Origin of the sequence: Sinorhizobium sp. CB7 (genome assembly GCF_041357635.1) — a bacterium.
Lineage (GTDB): Bacteria > Pseudomonadota > Alphaproteobacteria > Rhizobiales > Rhizobiaceae > Rhizobium.
The window spans coordinates 106,693-127,428 of the sequence record NZ_JAULLL010000012.1; the positions used below are offsets into that span (position 1 = coordinate 106,693).

Below are 20,736 nucleotides of genomic sequence, written 5' to 3' on the forward strand. Positions count from 1 at the left end.
GACCGCCGTTTCCTATTTCCGATCTCTCTTTGCGGCCATCCATCGACATCGACCCGACGCTTCCCGTCTGTTACATTTGCCTCCTAAGACCTTGACTTGAATTATGCTGATAGTGCCCAAATTTTCGGCATGACCTTGGAGGGTGGTGGCCCAGAAAACGCCATGAACCCGGCTGAGGCACCGAGAATTCAGGCTATCTGCCAGTTTTGTCCGCCGTCCACATTACCATTCAAGCCTTCGCAATGGGTGAGAAGGGTTTGTTCATCTAACAGTCATGATGAGCGATGCAATAGACGGCGAAAGCTCATAACTCCATTTGGATCCAGAACCGAACCCTATGGCACTGCAAGATCTTATCACGACCTCTCCTTCGCGCGATCCTGAAGCCAAACAGATCGATCACAACGATTCGATCCGTTCGACCTACCTGAGCATCGAAGATTTGAAAGCGATTGGTGCGGCAGTCGCGCGCGGCGAAGTGAAAACGCTTCCCGCTTTCAAGCCTTTCGATTTCTTTGCGCGTCACCGGGAAAACGAGAAAGAGATCCTGCGTGTCTATCGGTCGACGGCAACCGACGTCGAAGCGGGAGAGACGATTACGCCCGCCGCCGAATGGCTGCTCGACAACCATTACATCGTCGAAGAGGCGATTCAGGAGGTAAGGCGCGACTTCCCGCGGCACTTCTATCGCGAGCTGCCGACGGTCGAGATTCAGGGGCTGACCGTACCCCGTACCTTGATTCTCGCCTGGCTCTATGTCGCTCATACCCACAGCACCGTCTCCCACGACAGCCTGACGGCGCTCGTCGACGGCTTCCAGAGCTATGAGACACTGCAGATCGGCGAACTTTGGGCGCTTCCTTCGCTGGTGCGCTACGTCCTCGTAGAGAATCTGCGCCGCATCTCGAGCCGGGTCGAGCGTAGCCGATGGATGCGCCGCAAGGCGAACGAAGCCGCCGACCAACTGATACGTTTCGAGGATCCGACCAGGGCCACCGAATATCTGAAAACCCTGGAATCCCAAGCCAGCGACAATACGTTCGCCACGCAATTTCTCTATCGTCTGCGCGATGGCTCGCAGACATCCGCTCTCGCCATTTCCTGGCTGGATGAGCACCTGGAGCGGGCAGGGACCGATGCCGAGTCGGTGACGACGGCGGAGCATAATCGACTATCCTCCGGCAATGTGACAATGGGAAACATTATCCGGGGCCTGCGCGAGATCGACGACACCGAATGGTCCGTCTGGGTCGAACAGGTCAGCCATGTCGACAAGCTGCTGTGGGACGAAACGGACTATGGCGAGCTCGACGCCGGTTCGCGCAACAGCTACCGCAAGCAGATCGAGAAGCTGGCCAAGAGGTCCGAAAGGACCGAAATGGAAGTGGCTCAGATCGCCATCGACATGACCGAGGCCGCAAAGCGGTCCGGAGAACCGCAAGTCCATGAGCCCAATGTCGGCGGCTATTTTGTCGGCAATTATCGGGAGAGGCTCGAAGGCGCGATCAGATACCGCCCGACCTTCGTGCAGTCCGCAGTCCGGATGATCCGAAAGCTCAACTGGCTCGCGATCGCAGCTCCTGTCGTCCTTTTGACGATCCTTGCGCTTGCGGTCGTCGGATCCTTCATGGCCGATGCCGGAATGGCGTCCACGGAAATCACAATCCTGCTCATCATGTTTTCGCTTCCGGCGTCGGAAGGTGCGACGGGCCTCTTTAACACGCTGATGACATTCTTCGTCACGCCGGCACGGCTGGTCGGATACGAATTCAAGGAAGGTATTCCGGAAGATGCCCGCACGCTGCTGGTGGTTCCCTGCCTGATCGGGAACCGCGACAGCGTCGACGAACTCGTCCGCAATCTCGAGGTTCATTACCTCGCCAATCCGCGTGGTGAGATCTGTTTTGCCTTGCTCAGCGACTGGCCGGATAGCAACATCGAGGAAAGCGAGACCGATCTCGAAGTGTTGGATTATGCGCGGCGCGAAATCGCAGCGCTTTCCACACGCTACGCCTATGACGGCAAGACACGCTTCTACCTGCTGCACCGCCGGCGGCTTTACAATCCATCCGAGGGTGTCTGGATGGGCTGGGAGCGCAAGCGCGGCAAGCTGCATGAACTCAACATGCTGCTGCGCGGCGACCGCGACACGACATTCCTGCCGGGCGCCAATGCCGTCCCGGCGAATATCCAATATATCATGACGCTCGATTCCGATACGCGTCTGATGCGCGATACCGTCACGAAGCTGGTCGGTAAGCTCTATCACCCCATCAATCGACCGGTTCTGAACCCCGACAGCGGACGTGTCGAGAGCGGCTATGGAGTACTGCAGCCGCGCGTCACGCCGTCGCTGACGACTGGCAAGGATGCTTCGGTCTTCCAGCGCGTCTTTTCCATCAATCGCGGTCTGGACCCTTACGTCTTCACCGTATCCGACGTCTACCAGGATCTGGCTGGCGAAGGCACCTTCACCGGCAAGGGCCTCTATCACGTCGATGCCTTCGAAAGTTCGCTGAAGGGACGGATCGAGGAGAATTCCGTCCTGAGCCATGATCTTCTCGAAGGCTCGATGGCGCGCTGTGCGCTCGTCACGGATGTGGAGCTCGTTGAGGATTTCCCGATCCGCTACGAAGTCGAGACGTCGCGTCAGCATCGCTGGGCGCGTGGCGACTGGCAGCTTCTTCCCTACATCCTCGACCCGCGGCGCGGTGTGACCGGCCTCGGCCGCTGGAAGATGTTCGACAACCTGCGCCGCTCGCTGACGCCGATCGCCTGGTTCTTCGCCTCGGTGCTCGGCTGGTATTTCATGGGCCCGCTCGGAGCGCTCGTCTGGCAGATTCTGTTGATCTTCTGCCTTTTCGTGGCACCAACCCTGTCGCTCATCTCCGGTATCGTGCCCCGCACGAGCGATATCGTCCCCCGTGCGCATCTTCATACCGTCTGGTCAGATATCCGCGCTGCAAACGCTCAGGTCGCTCTACGGATCGTCTTCATTGCCGATTCGGCCTATATGATGGCCGATGCCATCGGCCGGTCGCTTTACCGCCTGCTCGTCAGCGGCAAGCTGATGCTGCAGTGGCGCACAGCGGCAAGTGTCCAGGCAAACGCCCAGACGACGGTGCTCGGCTATTATCGCCTGATGTGGCATGCACCCGTGCTCGCCATTCTGGCTCTCATCTTCGCCGCACTGCCCGGCGACAATGCTTTCCTCATCGGCATTCCCTTCGCGATCCTCTGGATTCTCTCACCAGCGGTCGCATGGTATGTGAGCCAGTCTGCCGAAACCGAAGACCGGCTGGCCGTACCCGACAGCGTCTCGGAAGAACTACGCAAGATCGCGCGACGGACCTGGCGCTATTTCGAGGTATTCGTTGTCGAAAAGCAGAACTTCCTGCCACCAGACAATATACAGGAAACGCCGCATCTTACGGTCGCCGCCCGAACCTCGCCGACCAATGTCGGCGTCTATCTCCTCTCCGTCGTCTCGGCACGCCAATTCGGCTGGATCGGTTTCGAGCAAACCATCGAACGTCTCGAACAGACGATCGCGACCGTCGACCGAATGGAGAAATTCCGCGGCCACCTGCTGAACTGGTATCATACGGACACGCTGGCTCCCCTGGGTCCTCGCTATGTATCGGCCGTCGACAGCGGCAATCTCGCTGGCCATTTGATCGCCGTTTCCTCTGCCTGCCGCAACTGGGCGGAAGCGCCTTCCGCGCATATGCAGGGAAGCCTCGACGGCGTGGGCGACACGGCCGGCATTCTGGAGGAAACGCTTGATGCCTTGCCGGACGATCGCAAAACCGTGCGGCCGCTGCGTCGTCGTCTCGAGGAACGCATTCTGGGCTTCCGCAATGCGCTCGCCGCAGTCAAGCGCGAGCACGAATTCGCATCGATCCGGATCATCAACCTTTCCGTCCTTGCGCGCGACATTCAGAAACTCGCCACCAACCTCGACCATGAAGTGAAGTCTACGCAGAGCAGTGAAGTGACCCGCTGGGCCGAATCGCTCGTCAAGGTCTGCGAGGCGCACATCGCCGACAGCGTCTTTGATCTCGGAAATATCGATGCGCTGCGTCAGCGTCTGATCGCGCTTCGCGACCGTGCTCGCGACATCGCCTTCTCGATGGATTTCGGCTTCCTGTTCCGCCCTGAAAGGCGCCTCCTGTCGATCGGCTATCGCGTGGACAGCGGCGAGCTGGACCAGGCCTGCTACGATCTTCTGGCATCGGAAGCTCGCCTGACCAGCCTCTTTGCCATCGCCAAGGGCGATCTTCCGACCGAGCACTGGTATCGTCTCGGACGTCAGGTGGTCCCCGTCGGCTCGCGTGGCGCACTGCTCTCCTGGTCGGGTTCGATGTTCGAATATCTGATGCCGCCGCTCGTCATGCAGGAGCGCACCGGTGGGATCCTGAACCAGACGAACAATCTCGTCGTGAAGGAGCAGATGAACTATGCCCGCCGCCTCGGCGGCATCCCGTGGGGCATTTCCGAAGCTGCGTTCAATGCCCGCGATCATCAGCTCAACTATCAATACACGAACTTCGGCGTGCCATCGCTCGGCCTGAAGCGTGGACTCGGGCAAAATGCCGTTATCGCCCCCTACGCATCTCTTCTGGCAAGCCAATATGAACCGGAAGCAGCGCTGGAAAATCTCCAGCGCCTGCGAAAGGTCGGCGCACTGGGAATGTACGGCTACCACGATGCGGTGGATTTCACGCCGACGCGCGTGCCGGAAGGCAAGAAATGTGCGATCGTCCATAATTACTATGCACACCATCACGGCATGTCGATTGCCGCGGTCGCCAACGTTGCCTTCAACGGACATCTGCGGGAGCTTTTCCATTCCGATCCCGTGATCGAAGCGGCCGAACTGCTGCTGCAGGAGAAGGCACCGCGCGATATCCCGGTCGTCAGCGCCAAGCACGAATCCGATGCTCCGGCGAGTATCCAGGACGATCTCCTGCGTCCGGAAGTCCGCAAGATCAGCGATCCGGCGTCACGCGATCGCGAGCTGGTTTTCCTTTCCAACGGTCACTATTCGATCATGCTGACGGCGACCGGTGCAGGCTATTCCCGCTGGAACGGCCAGTCCGTCTCACGCTGGAAACCCGACCCGACCGAGGACCGCTGGGGCACCTTCATCTTCCTGCGCGATATTGCTACCGGGCAATGGTGGTCAGCAACGACCGAGCCCCGTGGCGTCGAAGGGGAGAAGGTCAAGGTCGCCTTCAGTGATGACAAGGCCGAGTTCACCAAGATCGTCGGAGACCTTACGAGCGAGGTCGAATGCATCGTCGCAAGTGAGCATGATGCGGAAGCACGGCGTCTTACCTTGCTCAACATGGGCACCGAAGATCGTTTCATCGAGGTGACATCCTATCTGGAGCCCGTGATTGCAACCGATGACGTCGACAATGCGCATCCGGCCTTCGCCCGTATGTTCGTTAAGACGGAGATTGGACGCCGCGGCGACGTCATTCGCGCGGAGCGCAACAAGCGCGATCCGAACGAACCGGACATGTGCGTTGCCCATCTTGTCGTGGATAATGCCGGACCGGACCGACCCACGGAATTCGAAACCGATCGCCGCAGGTTCCTCGGCCGTGGCCGCAGCCTTGCGGAAGCCGCCGCCTTCGATCCCGGCGCAACGCTTTCCGGCACGGATGGATTTACGCTCGACCCGATTCTTTCCCTCCGCCGGACGGTTCGCGTGCCCGCCGGAAAGAAGGTCAGCGTGATCTTCTGGACGATCGCAGCCCCGAACCGGGAAGAGATGGACAAGGCAGTCAATCGCTACCGTCATCCGGACGCCTTCAGCCATGAACTGGTGCATGCCTGGACACGCACCCAGGTCCAGATGCGCCATGTCGGCGTCACCTCACAGCAGGCAGCAGCCTTCCAGCATCTCGGACGCTATCTCGTCTATCCCGACATGCATCTTCGGGCGGATGCCGCGACGGTGCAGTCCGGATTGCAGTCGCAATCGGCCCTATGGCCACTGGCGATTTCTGGCGATTTCCCGATCTTCACACTGCGTATCAACGACGACCTGGACATCGAAATTGCCAAGGAGGCGTTAAGTGCACAGCAGTATCTCCGCTCACGCGGCGTCATGGCCGATGTCGTCATCCTGAACGAGCGGGCGTCCTCCTACGCGCAGGACCTGCAGCATGCGCTTGATGCGATGTGCGAAAACCTGCGTCGGATCAGCCAGGCGGACGGACTGCGCCAGCACGTCTTCGCGGTTCGCAAGGACCTGATGGAGAACTCGACCTACCAGGCGCTGGTTGCGGTCTCCCGTGTCATCTTCCATGCACGCAATGGGAAGATCGTTGACCAGATCAATCGGGCGGTCACCCTCTTCGGCTCATCGAAGCAGGCCGAACAGAACGGAGAGCGGCGGCAGGTGCCGCTGCATCCCGAAAAGCCCGTTTTCTACGAGACCCCCTTCGAGGAAGCGGGCGATCTCGATTTCTGGAATGGCTACGGCGGTTTCTCAAAGGATGGCCGGGAATATGTGGTCCGCCTCTTCGGCGGGCAGGCGACGCCGCACCCCTGGATCAACGTAATTTCCAATGAAACCTTCGGCTTCCACGTTTCGGCCGAAGGGGCTGGATATACCTGGAGCCGCAATTCGCGCGACTATCAGTTGACTGCCTGGACAAATGATCCGGTCATCAACAGGCCCGGCGAGGCGATCTATGTGGCGGATCTCGATAGCGGTCTGGTGGCCACGCCCTTTGCCGCGCTTTCCCGCCATCCCGACGTCCGATTCGAAGCCCGCCACGGACTTGGCTATTCCGTCTTCTCCAGCATTCACGACAATCTTGCGCTGGAACTGACGCAGACCGTGGATCGCGAACGTCCGGTCAAGCTTCAGCGTTTGCGGATCCGCAACAATGGACCTGCGACGCGGCGGTTGCGTGTCTACGGTTATGTGGAATGGATCCTGGGCAATAACCCACAGCGCACCCTACCCTTCATTCTCCCATTGCGGGATGAAGAGACGGACGCTCTGCTTGCAAGCAACCCGTACAGCATCGACTATTCCGATCGCGTCGCATTCTTTGCCGCCTCCGAGGCTCTTTCGAGCTTTACGGCCAGCCGGCGGGAATTCATTGGTCGCTTCGGTACGGTGCAATTGCCGCGCGCGGTCGTATCCACGACCACCCTTTCCGGTTCCGTGGAACTGGATGGCGATCCCTGCGCAGCACTCGCGACCGATGTCGTCATTGAACCCGGGCAAGAGCGGGATATCTGCTTCTTCCTCGGCGATGCCGGATCGCAGGAAGAAGCCCGGGCATTGCTGACCGATATTCGCAAGGATGATTTCGACAGGATCCTCCATGCCAACAGCGCCTTCTGGGAAGGCTTCACCGGTCGGCTGCAGATCTCGACGCCGAATCAGGCGCTCAACCATATGGTCAATACCTGGCTGCCCTACCAGAGCCTCGGATGCCGTATCATGGCGCGTTCAGCCTTCTATCAGGCAAGCGGCGCCTTCGGCTTCCGTGACCAGCTACAGGATACGCTTGCCTTCCTGCTGCACGAACCGTCGCTGGCCCGTCGACAGATCCTGAACGCGGCGTCGCGACAGTTCCGGGAAGGGGATGTCCAGCACTGGTGGCTGCCCGGCACCGGCGCAGGCGTCCGTACGCGAATTTCAGACGATGTCGTATGGCTTGCCTATGCGGTCGACCAGTATTGCACGGCAACCGGTGACAGGACGCTGCTCGACGAACGGGTCGCCATCATAGAGGGTGCGGCCCTTCTGCCCGGTCAGCACGACGCCTTTTTCAAGCCGGAAATTTCGGCAGAGAAGGTCAGCATTTACGAGCATGCGGCGCTCGCTCTCGATCTCGCAATCGAGCGCACGGGAGAAAACGGTCTGCCACTGATGCTCGGCGGCGATTGGAACGACGGCATGAACCGCGTCGGTATCAACGGCCGCGGCACGAGCACCTGGCTCGGCTGGCTGCTCGCCTCGACCCTGACTGCCTTCATTCCCTATGCCCGCGAACGCGGCGACGAAGCTCGGGTCAAGCGCTGGTCCAAGCATCTCCCGGGATTGAAGAAGGCCTTAGAGACCGCTGGCTGGGATGGTGCCTATTACCGGCGCGGATATTTCGACGACGGCAGCCCGCTCGGCTCTCAGGAGAGCTCGGAATGCCGGATCGATTCCATCGCGCAATCCTGGAGCGTGCTGTCCGGCCAGGGTGATCCGGCACATGCAGACATGGCGATGAACGCGGTTCTCAAGGAGCTTGTTGACGAGAACGCCCGCATCATCCGCCTCTTCACGCCGCCTTTCGCGAAATCGAGAAAGGACCCTGGCTATATCAAGGCCTATCCGCCGGGTGTGCGTGAAAACGGCGGACAATATACGCATGCGGCAACCTGGGTCGTCCTGGCGCTGGCCGAGATGCAGCGCGGCGACGATGCGTGGCGGTGTTTCGAAATCCTCAACCCGATCAATCATGCGCACGACCGCGCTGCAGCGGAGACTTATCGCGTCGAACCCTACGTGGTCGCCGCGGACGTCTACGGCGAAGGCGCGCTCACCGGTCGTGGCGGCTGGACATGGTATACGGGCTCGGCCGGCTGGCTCTACCGCGCCGCCATCGAAGGCATTCTCGGCATCCGTGTCAGGAACGGCCGGCTTTACGTGCGTCCAGCCCTGCCGGGGGACTGGGACGGGTATTCAACCGAACTTGATTTGGCGGGCAAGAAATACCGCATTTCGGTCTCAAAACGGTCCCATATCGCCGGCTATGATCTTTCGATAAACGGCACGACGATCACAGATTCTGATGAAGGCTATCCGATCGGATAGCGAAATCATCTCCTCCCGGAGTTGCTCCGATTGCTGCGGCCAAAAGCGAACCTTTTGACCGCAGCCGCGTTTTGCACGACTGAACGGAGACATAATACATGGCTGGCACGACGGGTTATTCTGCTGTCTCACAGGGCGGCACCATAACGACCGCCCCGCAGAGACGCGATACGCGCCTGGATGTCCTGCGTGGTTTGGCTTTGATCACAATCTTCATCAATCATGTTCCGGGCCAGATTTTCGAGTACCTGACGACGCGTAATTTTGGCTTCTCGGATGCAGCCGAAGGTTTCGTGCTGATTTCGGGAATTGCTGTAGGGCTCTCCTATGGAGCGCATTTTCGACTGGGAAAGCGGCTTTCCCAGGCTCGCAAGGCAGTGAAGCGGGCATTCACGCTTTATCTCGCTCACATGATCACCACCTTCATGACGCTGGCGCTCTTCATCTGCAGCGCGTGGCTGTTTCACCGGCCAGGGCTGCTTTGTGAGATCAATATTCTTGCGGTCCTCACCAATCTCAAGGATGGCATTCCGGCGCTACTGCTGCTGGGTCATCAGATCGGCTACAACAATATATTGCCGATGTACGGTGCGCTCATGCTGATGGTGCCGCTCATCCTGTACCTGGCAGCGCTCAGCCCTTTCCTGGCGCTGACCGTTTCGGGGACGGTATGGCTATTTGCCGGCATCTATCAAATTGCGCCGCACAACATGCTGCTGGAAGGCTACTGGTTCCTTAATCCGCTCTCCTGGCAGTTTCTCTTCGTGATCGGCATCGTCGCGACCATGCATGTGCGTAACGGTGGGAAGCTGCCGCAGCATCCCATTCTCTTCGTACTTGCAGTTACCTATGTCGTGTTTTCGTTCATCTGGGTCACGGCCCAGCTTTGGGATGTCGGAAATACGCTCGCCGCGCTGGGTCTGCCTACCGTGGTGACGGGTTTCGACAAGACGTTCCTGTCGCTGCCGCGGCTGCTGCACGTGCTTGCGCTCGCCTATCTGGTCCTCAATATACCGGCTATTTCGCGCTGGTGCCGCCGCCCGACGGATCATCCGCTGACGATTCTGGGGCGCCATTCCCTAAACATCTTCGTCGCCGGTACCATCCTCGCGATGGCCGGCCAGGTCATTCTCTATATCACCAACAGAGATCATATCATTGGTCCACTCTACGTCCTGATCGGCATCCTGGCTCAGTTCATCTACGCCAGTTATCTGGAGCAGAAACGCCTGCAGAGCCGCGGCAAACCTCGGTTTGGCACGCCCGCCGACGCCGTTGCGGTCCCCATTCGCGTGAATGATCACAAACGGATGGATCGTGACAGTCGTTAGAGCAATTCCAGGAAAAGTGCGAAGCGGTCTTCCGTTCGGAGTTGCGTAAAAACAAATGGTCAGAGCGGTTCTGCGTTTCCACGAAAACGCTCTAAAAGGAGTTTAGGGCGTCCTTGGCTCCCCCGACGGCCGCGTGGCGTTCATGTGGCTGAGAATGTTGACGAGCTTTCCGAAAGGGTCCCGCACGTAGAAACGGCGAACTCCCCAAGGCTCGTCCGCTGGACCATATTCTATCGGGACGCCTGCCTCCTGCATCTTCGCAAGCGCGACCGCGAGATCATCGACCTCTATCGATAGATCGGGAACCGGAGTGCCGGAGCCGCCTTCGGAAGCAAAGCTCACCTGAACACGCATCTCCGCCTTCGATCCATAAGTCGTGATCCAGCCGAGATCCATCAGAAGATCAAGGCCGAGGATGTCATGGTAAAAGCGCCTGGCGGCTGCCACATCCCCGGTTTGGATATTGGTGACGATGCGCAAGACCTTCATCGCAAATCCTCCATTTGGACAGTATCCGGCAAAGCCGTTATTGCACCAAGAGCGGGGCACCGAAAGGTGGGCTCTAGCTATTTGATTCAGAGCCGAAGCGCGGAAAAGCAAAAGGCCGGGGCACTGCCGCCCCGGCCTTTGTCCAAAGGAAATGAAGCAAGTTACGCCGCTTCGTTGCCAGCCGTGTGAGCCCTGCGGACCTCGTCATCCGTCAGAATACCGCTGGCGCGCAGCAGGGCGGCAAAGCGACCATTGCTCTGGCTGAGCTCGTTGAACCCACCCTTTTCGATCACCCGGCCGTTCTCGAGGAAGAGCACGATATCAGCTTCCCTGACGGTCGACAGACGGTGAGCGATGATGAAGGTCGTACGATTCTGGCGCAGGTTGTCGATCGCACTCTTCACGCGCGCTTCCGTTTCGACATCGAGCGCGCTGGTGGCTTCGTCAAGAACCAGGATCGGCGCGTCCTTCAGAATGGCGCGAGCGATTGCGATGCGCTGACGCTCACCACCGGAGAGCTTGTTGCCGCGTTCACCGACAGTCGTATCGTACCGATCCTCACGGTTTTCGATGAAGTCGCTGGCAGCAGCGGCCTCGGCCGCCCGGATCATCTCCTCCTCCGTCGCATCTTCGCGTCCGAGGTGGATATTGTCCTTGATCGAGCGGTTTAGCAGACCCGCATCCTGGAAGACGGTGGCGATATGACGCCGCAACGACTTGCGGGTAACCTTGGTGATGTCGGCTCCGTCCACCATGATCTGGCCGTGCTGCGGGTCATAGACACGCTGCAGCAGGTTGACGAGCGTCGTCTTGCCCGCACCCGTCGGACCGACGATAGCGACGGTCTGTCCGGCTTGAACCGAGAAGGAGACATCGTGCAGGCCCTGGGACGTATTGGCAAAGCCGAAGGATACGTTGCGGAATTCCACCGCACCCTTGACGTCCTTGATCTCGGCAAGACCAGCGGGCTCCTCGCGATCGCGGACGGAATCCTCAAGCGTATAGAAGTCTTCGAGTTTGGAGCGAGCTTCGAAGATCTGGGTCGCGAAATTGCGCATCTGGTCGAGACGGGCGATCAGCAGGTTGGCAAAGCCGATGAAGGCAATCACATCGCCGACGCGCAAGCTTCCGGATTGGACGAACAACGTGCCGATGACGAGAATGATCATCATGGCAATCGTCGATGCCATGCGGTTGAGCGCACTTGCGAGCGCCCACCAGTCCAGCACCGGATACTGGGCGGCAAGCAGACGGTCCGCGAAGGACTTCAGAGTCTTCGTCTCGGCTTCGATGCGGTTATAGCTGTGCAACACTGAAACGTTACTGATCGAGTCACTAACGTGGGAGAAGACCGTATGATAGTGATTTTCCACCGATGCCTGACCGTCCTTTGTACGGCTCATGACGACGCGGCCGATCAGCCAGTACAGCGCGCCGAGCACGATGAGTACCGCCGAAAGACGAAAATCCATTGACATTGCCGTCGGCACCAGCAGAACGAGAGCGACAGCTGTCGAAAGGTGATTGCGCATGAATTCGAGCCAGAGCCCGAAAAGCGATTCGCAGGCGCGCAGCAGCGTATGAAGCGCGTTAGACGTACCGCGCTGGTGATGCCAAGCGAGCGGCATCGAAATGATCCGGCCGAAGGCCTCGGTCAGAAGCGTCGCACGGCGGCCATGCGCCAGACGGTCGGCCTCTCGCGAGACGAGGACGAAAGCCACTGTATTGAACACCGCGAAACCAGCCCACATCAGCAGGATGGACTTGACATCGCCTTTGGAGGAAATGGCATCAATGATCCGGCCGAACAGGATCGGCTCGGCGATTGTAATCACAGCGAGAACGATGTTCGCAATTACGACCAGGGAAACCCGCAGTCGGTACACTGCAAGATACCTCAGGGCTCTTGCATAAACTTTGAGAAGCGACACTTCGATACCTCTTGTGCACTTACGCAGAATGGGATGATCGGATGCTACATTTCTCTACCTGAACCTGCGATTAACAGGTTCGCGGCTCCGAGAGCCGATGCAAATTTACAAGCGTTAGGGAGTACAGGACGGAGAAGCAGTGAATTGAAGTCCGCAGGTATCGTCAGGCAATTGCCGTTGCCGCGCAGATCAATGTATAGCGTGCTATAAAACATTTGGAACATCGTGAATTTTGCGAAGACGGTCGGCATCCCGGGTCGAGAGTGACGCAGGCGGATGTGAACCTAGGTATCGCAAGGGGGCCAGCAGTGAATGTTCATTCTTTAACCCAGTTGCTCGTCATTATTGAGGAATGTAGGACGCCCGAGAACGTCGTGATCGAGCTTGAACGGGTCGTTAAGTCCTACAGGTTCAGCTTCTACGGACTTCTCAAGCAGCCGAAGCCGAACGCCGATCCCATGAGCCTCGTGCTTGCCGGCCGCTGGCCGGAAAAATGGCCGCAGGTCTATATCGCCAAGAAATACGTTCTGATCGATCCGACCATCCGCTTCCTCGCACAGGCGCAGCGTCCCTTCCGCTGGCGTGACACCGTGCTTGCCTTCCGCACGGATCCGCACCGCCGACGCATGGAGCAGATGATGATCGACGCGCGTGCCCACGGGCTGCACGACGGCTACATCTTTCCCATTCACGGCCGCAACGGCCTCCTGGGAAACATGACGCTCGGCGGCGAGGTCGTGGATCTCTCGCCAGTCGAAATCGCCCTTTTCGATGCCGCGGCCAAAAAAGCTTTCTGGCGGATCTTGGAACTGAGGGGCGAGGCGTCGGCGCTTGAGCAGACGCCTGCCATCGCCGCTCAGCTGACACGGCGCGAAATGGAGATCCTGCATTATCTCGCCGATGGCCTGACCTCGATAGAAATCAGCAAGTTGTTGAAGATATCCAACCACACGGTCGACTGGTACATGAACGGCATCCAAGACAAGCTGAAGGCAAAGAACCGCCAGCAGGTTGTCGCCCTCGCCTTCCGTCACGGGTTGATCTTCTAGGGTTCGGCCCGCTCCAACTCTCTGATTATAGTATGTTTTCTGCTCTCTGGTGATTCCGATGCTCAGGGAGCGGCCAAAAATTCGATCTGTTTTAGGGGCGGGAAATTGAACTTTCTCTAACAAGAAGTTAAGGATTTCCTTCGCGGGTGCAGCATACCCGCGTCTGACGCCTGAGGAGATCGTCTTTGCCCATTTCCAAGATACTTGTCGCCAATCGTTCCGAAATCGCAATTCGAGTTTTCCGCGCGGCCAATGAGCTCGGAATAAAAACCGTTGCCATATGGGCGGAAGAAGACAAGCTCGCTCTCCATCGCTTCAAGGCAGACGAGAGTTATCAGGTTGGTCGCGGGCCGCACCTTTCCCGCGATCTAGGGCCCATCGAAAGCTATCTCTCCATTTCCGAAATCATCCGCGTCGCAAAACTCTCCGGTGCCGACGCGATCCATCCGGGCTACGGCCTGCTCTCGGAAAGCCCTGAATTCGTGGATGCCTGCGACCAGGCCGGCATCATCTTCATCGGCCCGAAGGCCGATACGATGCGGCAGCTCGGCAACAAGGTGGCCGCTCGAAACCTGGCGATCTCGGTCGACGTGCCGGTCGTGCCGGCAACCGAGCCTTTGCCTGATGACATGGCTGAAGTAGCGAAGATGGCCGCGGCGATCGGCTATCCGGTAATGCTGAAGGCGTCCTGGGGTGGCGGCGGACGCGGTATGCGGGTGATCCGTTCCGAGGCGGATCTGGCCAAGGAAGTGACGGAAGCCAAGCGCGAGGCGATGGCCGCCTTTGGAAAGGACGAGGTCTATCTCGAAAAGCTGGTTGAGCGCGCGCGCCATGTCGAAAGCCAGATCCTCGGCGATACCCATGGCAATGTCGTGCATCTCTTCGAGCGCGATTGCTCGATCCAACGCCGCAACCAGAAGGTCGTCGAGCGGGCGCCGGCGCCTTACCTCAGCGACGCGCAGCGCCAGGAGCTCGCCTCCTATTCGCTGAAGATTGCGCAGGCGACCAACTATATCGGCGCGGGCACCGTTGAATATCTGATGGATGCGGATACCGGCAAGTTCTACTTCATCGAAGTCAACCCGCGCATCCAGGTCGAGCACACGGTGACCGAAGTCGTCACCGGCATCGATATCGTCAAGGCTCAGATCCATATCCTTGATGGCTTCGCCATCGGAACACCGGAGTCCGGCGTCCCGAAGCAGAAGGATATCCGCCTCAACGGCCATGCCCTGCAGTGCCGCATCACGACGGAAGACCCCGAGCACAACTTCATTCCGGATTACGGCCGCATCACCGGCTATCGCTCGGCTGCCGGTTTCGGCATTCGCCTCGATGGCGGTACCGCCTATACGGGGGCGATCATAACGCGCTTTTATGATCCGCTGCTGGTCAAGGTGACAGCCTGGGCATCGACGCCACACGAAGCGATCAGCCGCATGGATCGCGCGCTGCGGGAATTCCGCATTCGCGGCGTTGCGACGAACCTCACCTTTCTCGAGGCCATCATCGGGCATGCGAGCTTCAGGGACAACAGCTATACGACGCGCTTCATCGATTCGACGCCTGAGCTCTTCCAGCAGGTGAAGCGCCAGGATCGGGCTACCAAGCTTCTGACCTATCTTGCCGACGTCACCGTCAACGGCCACCCGGAAGCGCGCGGCCGCCCCGCCCCCTCACCGAAGGCGGCCGAACCCGTGCTGCCCTATATCGACGGCCCGATAGTGGACGGGACCAGGCAGCGGCTCGACATGCTCGGTCCGCAGAAATTTGCCGAATGGATGCGCGGCGAGAACCGTGTTCTCATGACCGATACGACGATGCGCGATGGGCATCAGTCGCTGCTCGCCACCCGGATGCGCACCTTCGACATCGCCCGCGTTGCCGGCACCTATGCGCGCGCGCTGCCGCAGCTTCTGTCGCTCGAATGCTGGGGCGGGGCAACCTTCGACGTCTCCATGCGCTTCCTGACAGAAGATCCCTGGGAACGGCTGGCGCTGATCCGGGAGGCCGCACCCAATCTCCTCCTGCAGATGCTGCTACGCGGCGCCAATGGCGTCGGCTACACCAACTATCCCGATAACGTCGTCAAATATTTCGTCCGCCAGGCCGCAAAAGGCGGTATCGATCTCTTCCGTGTCTTCGACTGCCTGAACTGGATCGAGAACATGCGGGTGTCCATGGATGCGGTCATCGAGGAGAACAAGCTCTGTGAAGCGGCGATCTGCTATACCGGCGATATCCTGAACTCCGCGCGTCCGAAATATGATCTGAAATACTATACCGATCTCGCCGTCGAACTGGAAAAGGCCGGAGCCCACATCATTGCGGTGAAGGACATGGCAGGTCTTCTGAAGCCGGGCGCGGCGAAAGTCCTGTTCAAGGCTCTTCGCGAGGCAACCGGCCTGCCGATCCATTTCCATACCCACGATACGTCCGGCATCGCCGCAGCGACCGTGCTTGCGGCTGTGGAAGCCGGCGTCGATGCGGTCGATGCCGCGATGGATGCGCTTTCCGGCAATACGTCGCAGCCCTGTCTCGGTTCCATCGTCGAGGCGCTGTCGGGTTCCGAGCGCGATCCGGGCCTCGATCCGGAATGGATCCGCCGCATATCCTTCTATTGGGAGGCAGTGCGCCATCAATACGCGGCCTTCGAAAGCGATCTCAAGGGACCGGCGTCGGAAGTCTACCTGCATGAAATGCCGGGCGGCCAGTTCACCAATCTCAAGGAGCAGGCTCGCTCGCTCGGGCTCGAGACACGCTGGCACGAGGTCGCCCAGGCCTATGCCGACGCCAACCGGATGTTCGGCGATATCGTCAAGGTGACGCCATCGTCCAAGGTAGTCGGTGACATGGCCTTGATGATGGTCAGTCAGGATTTGACTGTCGGCGACGTCCTGAACCCCGAAAAGGAGGTCTCCTTTCCGGAATCGGTGGTCTCCATGCTGAAGGGCGATCTCGGACAGCCGCCGGGCGGCTGGCCGGAGGGCCTGCAGAAAAAAGCACTTAAAGGGGAGAAGCCCTATACGGTTCGACCCGGGTCACTGCTTGCCGACGCCGACCTCGATTCCGAGCGCCATGCAATCGAGACGAAGCTGGAGCGGAAGATCGATGATTTCGAATTCGCGTCCTATCTGATGTATCCCAAGGTCTTCACCGACTTCGCCCAGGCCGCCGACACTTACGGGCCGGTCTCCGTTCTGCCGACACCCGCCTATTTCTACGGCCTGCCGGAAGGTGGCGAGCTTTTCGCGGAAATCGAGAAGGGCAAGACGCTGGTCGTCGTCAATCAGGCGATGACGGCGACCGACGAGAAGGGCATGGTCTCGGTCTTCTTCGAGCTCAATGGCCAGCCGCGTCGCGTCAAGGTGCCGGATCGCGCCCATGGAGCAGCCGGCAGCGCAGTCCGCCGCAAGGCCGAAAGCGGCAATGCCGCCCATGTCGGCGCGCCGATGCCGGGGGTCATATCGACGGTCGCAGTCAGCCCGGGCCAGAGCGTCAAAGCCGGCGACGTATTGCTCTCCATCGAGGCGATGAAGATGGAAACCGCTCTGCATGCAGAGAAGGACGGGACCGTGGCGGAGGTGCTTGTCCGTGCCGGCGATCAGATTGACGCCAAGGACCTCCTGATCGTCTACGGCGCCTGATCATCATTTCACCGGATCATCCGGAGAAGGCGGCTGTCAAGGCAAGCCGCCTTTCAGGTGCCGCCCTATCAGATGTCGCCCTATCAGATGTCGTAAGTGTGACCGGCAGTCAGGGTGGAGACAAAGCGCTTGGTTCGTTCGCGCACCGGCGTATTGAAGATGCTCCGTGCCGAGCCAGTTTCGACGACCTCGCCCGCTTCCAGGAAAACAACGTCATTTGCAATCTTTGAAGCCAGACGCAGATCATGTGTCGCCATGACCATGGTTGTCCCCTCGGTTGCAAGCCGGCTGAGCACGTCGACCACTTCGGCGGCGAGCTCCGGATCGAGCGCGGAGGTCGGCTCGTCGCAGAGAAGGACGCGGGGCGATGGCGCAAGCGCACGGGCGATTGCAACACGCTGCTGCTGGCCGCCGGAAAGCGTGGAGGGCCAGGCATCTGCCTTGTGCGCCATGCCGACCTTGGTCAGCAACTCCATGGCGCGCGCATGCGCCCTCTCCTTCGGCCATTTCAGGACGGTCACCAACCCCTCCATGACATTCCCGATCGCCGTCTGATGCGGAAAGAGCTGAAAATTCTGGAAGATCATGCCTGTCTGACGACGGATCTTCTGGATTGCTTGCCAGGAGATCCTATGGCCCGGCTCGAACGTCAATCGTTCTCCGCCAAGGCTGATGGAGCCGGCTGTCGGGATTTCGAGCAGATTGATGCAGCGAAGCAGCGTGCTCTTGCCGCCGCCGGAAGGGCCGACAAGAGCCGTGACGTTGCCTTCGGGAATCTGAAGGCTGATGTCTTTGAGGATGACGGCATCGCCGAAGCGTTTTTCAATATGGGAAAGTTCGATCATGCCTTTGCCTCCAGCATCCCGCCATAGCGGCCGAAGCGAAGCTCGAGCCGGGCCTGCAACGCGGAGAGCACGGAACTCAGCGCCAGATAGATCAGGGCCGCCTCAATATAGAGGATCAGCGGTTCATAGGTCGTCGCGACGATCCGCTGCGCCGCCTGAAACAGCTCCGGCACCGTGATGGCGGCGGCAAGCGACGTGTCCTTGACGAGCGAGATGAAAGTATTGGACAGGGGCGGCACAGCGACGCGCCCGGCCTGCGGCAGGATGGTGCGCTGCATGGCCTGGCGCCAGTTCATGCCGATCGAATAGGCGGCCTCCCATTGTCCTTTTGGTACCGATGAGATGACGGCCCGGATGATTTCCGAACTATAGGCACCGATATTGAGCGTGAAACCGATGAGCGCCGCCGGGAAGGCGTCGAGCAGGATGCCGATGCTCGGCAGCCCATAGAAGATCACGAAAAGCTGCACCAGAAGCGGCGTCCCGCGAATCACCCAGACGTAAAAGCGCGCAATCGCCACGATCGGCGCAGGTGCAAAGAGACGCGCGACTGCGGTGACGAGGCCGAGGATCAGGCCGAAGGTGAACGACAGGAGGGTGAGCGGAATTGTGAAGATGAGCCCCGCCCACAGCAGGGGGCCGAGCGAATCCGCCATCAATTGTAGCCAGTGCGGCAAGGGTGGCCTCTCGATAAAAGAATGCGTTCAGGGATGTACCCTGAACGCCTGGTCGATTGCAGTTATACTGGAAGGCGGGACCGGACGAAACCAGTTGCCGGGTCCGTTATTTCGAGACGTCCTGCCCGAAATATTTGTCGGCGATCTTGGCGTAGGTACCGTCGGACTTGATCTCAGCAAGCGCCTTGTTGATCGAATCCAGCAGTTCCGGTTCGCCCTTGCGGATGATGATGCCTGAATAATCGGCATTCTCCTGCTGGGCAGCGATCTTCACGTTGGCATCCGGCTTGTGCTTCTTGAAGTCGAGGAAGGAAAGGCTGTCGTTGATCGTCGCATCGGCACGGCCCGTAAGCACGAGCTGGATGGACTGATCAAAGCCGTCGGTGCCGACGAGTTCGGCACCAGACTTCTCGGCGAGCTTGCCGAAATTGCTGGTCAGCGACTGGGCCGACTTCTTGCCTTTCAGGTCGTCGAAGCTCTTTATGCTATCATCGTCGGCACGCACGATCAGCACGGCCTTCGAGGCGATGTAAGGCTCCGAGAAGTCGTATTTCTGCTTACGTGCTTCGGTAATGCCGACCTGATTGATGACGGTGTCATAACGGTTGGCGTCCAGGCCGGCGATCAGGCCATCCCACTTCCCTTCCAGAAACTGTGGCTTGACGCCGAGACGCTTGGCGACTTCCTCACCGATCTCGACGTCGAAGCCGACGAGCTTGCCGCTTTCATCGTGATAGGTGAAGGGCGCGTAAGTGCCTTCGGTGCCGATCTTCAACACACCGGCCGACTTGATCGCATCCAGATTTTCACCGGCGTGGGCGGGAAGCAGGAAGGCCGTCTGAACGAGGGCCGCAGCCGCAATAGTCTTCAACCAGCTCATGATCTCTCCGTTTCTTTTCAAAGGACAATTGATGGCGCATAGATCGCAGAAAAATGCAGTAGCGAAAGCGTAGAAACCTGCAAAAGAAACGAGCATTTGCGAATATTTTTCTCATTTCCGCCTCCTGCGCGGTTTTGTCAATGTTATCGCTTGTCACAAAAGTTGCGACCTCGACGCTTGCACCCAGGATCGTTTCGGTTTATGCACGTTCTTGCAAGATTTCGCATGTTGTTGCACGGAGCCGGCATGACCTCTCAGGATTTGCTTCTCAGGGAACGACAGGGTGCCATAAGCGAAAGGCTGAAGATCTCCGGCCGCGTGCTTGCGAGCGAACTGGCCAGCGAATTCGGCGTCTCGGAAGATACGATCCGGCGAGATCTGCGGGAGATGGCAGCCGCGGGCCTTTGCGAGCGTGTCTATGGCGGCGCCTTGCTCATTTCGCCGGCAAGCGGTGGAAACCTGAGACAGCGTATAGCGATCGCCCCGGACCGGAAAGCGGAACTTGCCCATGCCGCGCTTTCCCAGATCGAGGCCGGTTCGGTCGTGTTTTTCGATGCAGGCAGTACCAATCTGGCAATTGCCAATGCTCTTGCCGACGACATTGCTTTAACGGCTGTGACCAACGCACCGATGATCGCCACCGCACTTCTGGATTACCCTGGGATTGAGGTCATCCTCATCGGCGGTCGCATGGACAGGCTTGCCGGCGGAGCGATCGGAGCGCGAGCCATACGGGATCTGGAAATGCTGTCGCCTGATCTCTGCCTGCTTGGCGCCTGTGGGATCGATATTGCGGCCGGCGTGACGACCTTCGGCTTCGAAGACGCGGAACTCAAGCGCTGCGCCGCATCGCGCAGCCGGAAAATACTGGTTGCTGCGACGGCTGAAAAATTCGGGACAACGGCGCCTTATAACGTGGTGCCGGTGGAACGCTGCAGCCATCTTGTCGTCGAAAGTGGAATCGACAGGGATCTGCTCGACGCCTATAGGTTGCGAGGGTGCCATGTCGTGGTTGCGGGAAAAGCAGATTAATTCATGTCGCGCA

10 protein-coding genes are annotated in these 20,736 nt (G+C 59.3%); 5 read left to right on the top strand and 5 right to left on the bottom strand.

The genetic code is table 11. The features are described from left to right. Positions 1-337: 337 nt before the first annotated feature. Positions 338-8,842 carry a GH36-type glycosyl hydrolase domain-containing protein gene (locus tag AAE029_RS22675; RefSeq protein WP_371075153.1) on the top strand — a complete coding sequence of 2,835 codons (8,505 nt, stop codon included), beginning with the start codon at positions 338-340 and terminating at the stop codon, positions 8,840-8,842. A gap of 98 nt (positions 8,843-8,940) precedes the next feature. After that, positions 8,941-10,173, top strand: coding sequence for an OpgC family protein (locus tag AAE029_RS22680; protein WP_371075154.1), 1,233 nt, complete (start codon positions 8,941-8,943; stop codon positions 10,171-10,173). 102 nt (positions 10,174-10,275) lie between these two features. Here AAE029_RS22680 and AAE029_RS22685 read toward each other — a convergent pair whose 3' ends face one another. Beyond that, on the bottom strand, positions 10,276-10,662 hold the full coding sequence (locus AAE029_RS22685) for a VOC family protein (RefSeq protein ID WP_371075155.1): 387 nt from the start codon (positions 10,660-10,662) through the stop codon (positions 10,276-10,278). A 161-nt stretch (positions 10,663-10,823) separates the two neighbouring features. Further along, entirely contained in the window at positions 10,824-12,593 is a 1,770-nt protein-coding gene (locus tag AAE029_RS22690; protein ID WP_371075156.1) for a glucan ABC transporter ATP-binding protein/ permease, read from the bottom strand. Positions 12,594-12,901: 308 nt separating this feature from the next. On the opposite strand from AAE029_RS22690, the gene AAE029_RS22695 reads away from it, so the two are divergent. Further along, positions 12,902-13,642: an autoinducer binding domain-containing protein gene (locus AAE029_RS22695; RefSeq protein WP_371075157.1), complete on the top strand. Its 741-nt coding sequence runs from the start codon at positions 12,902-12,904 to the stop codon at positions 13,640-13,642. Positions 13,643-13,827: 185 nt separating this feature from the next. Next, positions 13,828-17,289, top strand: a complete 3,462-nt coding sequence (pyc, locus tag AAE029_RS22700; protein WP_371075158.1) for a pyruvate carboxylase — start codon at positions 13,828-13,830, stop codon at positions 17,287-17,289. 83 nt (positions 17,290-17,372) lie between these two features. Here pyc and AAE029_RS22705 read toward each other — a convergent pair whose 3' ends face one another. From AAE029_RS22705 to AAE029_RS22715, 3 genes are all read right to left on the bottom strand, one after another. Then, positions 17,373-18,134 (bottom strand): amino acid ABC transporter ATP-binding protein, encoded by a 762-nt coding sequence (locus tag AAE029_RS22705; protein WP_371075159.1) that lies wholly within the window; start codon positions 18,132-18,134, stop codon positions 17,373-17,375. Continuing rightward, positions 18,131-18,811 carry an amino acid ABC transporter permease gene (locus tag AAE029_RS22710; protein ID WP_371075160.1) on the bottom strand — a complete coding sequence of 227 codons (681 nt, stop codon included), beginning with the start codon at positions 18,809-18,811 and terminating at the stop codon, positions 18,131-18,133. The genes AAE029_RS22705 and AAE029_RS22710 overlap by 4 nt, the downstream gene beginning before the upstream one ends. A 106-nt stretch (positions 18,812-18,917) precedes the next feature. Next, positions 18,918-19,691: an amino acid ABC transporter substrate-binding protein gene (locus AAE029_RS22715; protein WP_371075161.1), complete on the bottom strand. Its 774-nt coding sequence runs from the start codon at positions 19,689-19,691 to the stop codon at positions 18,918-18,920. A 246-nt stretch (positions 19,692-19,937) separates the two neighbouring features. On the opposite strand from AAE029_RS22715, the gene AAE029_RS22720 reads away from it, so the two are divergent. Beyond that, positions 19,938-20,723 (top strand): DeoR/GlpR family DNA-binding transcription regulator, encoded by a 786-nt coding sequence (locus tag AAE029_RS22720; RefSeq protein WP_371075162.1) that lies wholly within the window; start codon positions 19,938-19,940, stop codon positions 20,721-20,723. Positions 20,724-20,736: the final 13 nt, after the last annotated feature.